1 protein-coding gene is annotated in these 1,469 nt (G+C 73.5%); it reads left to right on the top strand.

The genetic code is table 11. The features are described from left to right. Window positions 1-263: 263 nt before the first annotated feature. On the top strand, window positions 264-1,436 hold the full coding sequence (locus tag CTKZ_RS20940; RefSeq protein ID WP_200829870.1) for a hypothetical protein: 1,173 nt from the start codon (window positions 264-266) through the stop codon (window positions 1,434-1,436). Window positions 1,437-1,469 lie beyond the last annotated feature (33 nt).

Genomic DNA, 1,469 nt, shown 5'->3' with positions numbered 1-1,469 from the left:
GTGGCGGGTGGTGACGATCCTCGGGACGCTCGCGCTGGGCCTCGCGTGCCTGGTCGTGTGGCGCGCGCGGCAGCGGGGCGAGGTCGCGGCGCGGTCGTCGTGATGGCGCACCCGACGGGGGCGGAATGCGTTTACCGAAACGATTCAAGACCCTGTCCCCTCCCGCTCGGGCCTCCTAGCCTGCGGGATGCCGACCGGACCGTCGGGGTGCCCGACCGAGGGTGCCGCCCACCCGGCCCGGTCACCCTCGAAAGGTGGACACCGTGGTCACACCCCTCGCACGCGCCGACCGACCCGTCCGCGCCGCGCTCCTGGCCGGGCTCACCGCGACCGCGCTCGCCGTCGCCGCGCTCGTCACGGCCCCGCCCGGGCACGCCGCGCCCGGCACGAGCTGTACCGGCTCGACCGTGCACGGCTCCGCCGTCCAGGACGGCAGCACCTGGCGCGCCTACCGCGGCAGCCGCGAGCTCTGGTCGGGCAGCGACATGCTCACCGCGATCAACACCGCGATCGGCGGCCTCGACGCGGGCCGCACCAGCAAGCAGCGCGTCGTCGTCAACGGCAGCGGCACCATGTCGGCCAACGCCCGCATCACGCTGCCGAGCTTCACGACGCTCGAGTCGTGCGGCACGATCCACGTCGCCGGGTCCGGCTCCGGCAACGTCGCCGGCGTGTACATGCGCGGCGCGACCGACATCGAGGTCGCCCGCCTGTACCTCACCGGCACGCCCGTCTACGGGATCTTCGCGCGCAACGTCGACAACCTGCGGCTGCGGGACGTCGACATGCGGCTGTCCGGCGGCGGGATCGGCGTGCGCGTCGACAACCTCGGCGACACCAGCCGGTACGCGCGCAACATCACCATCGACCGGGCGTACGTCTCGGGCGCCGGGTCGCACGCCGTCGAGACCTACGGCGTCGACGGGCTCACCGTCGGGACCGTCACCGCACGCGACGTCGGCGAGTCCGGCCTGCTGCTCAACGCCACGATCAACGCGTCCGTCGGCACGGTCGACGCGCAGGATGCCGGTAGCGGCACCGGGTACGCCGCGTTCCGCATCGCCAACCGCGCGGGCCGCGTCGGCTCGTCCTACCCGACCAACATCACCGTGGGCACCGTCAAGGCGAGCGGCGGCGGGCGCGGCGTGTTCTGCGTCTCCGAGTCCGGCGGGCTCCGGATCAACCGGGTCGAGATCAGCCGGACCGGCAACAACCCCGTCCTGATCGAGAACTGCACCAACGTCACGCTCGCCGCGACGAGCGGGACCGTCGTCGGGGGAGACGTGCGGCTCGCCGCGCGCTCGACGATGCCTGCCAACCGCGACATCGCGATCCGCAACCTGGCGCTGTCCGGCGGCGCGCGCGTCGTCGAGAACCCGTGCACCGTCAACCTGACGATCGCGAACGTGACGGGCGGCTCGATCGTCCGCTGCTGACCCCGCGGCTCCGACCCGCCCGGGACCCGGGTG

The sequence above is a fragment of the Cellulomonas algicola genome (genome assembly GCF_003851725.1).
GTDB classification, from domain to species: Bacteria; Actinomycetota; Actinomycetes; order Actinomycetales; family Cellulomonadaceae; genus Cellulomonas; species Cellulomonas algicola.
Note: the sequence above shows the minus strand (reverse complement) of the source record. Positions and strands in the feature narration are given on the sequence as shown.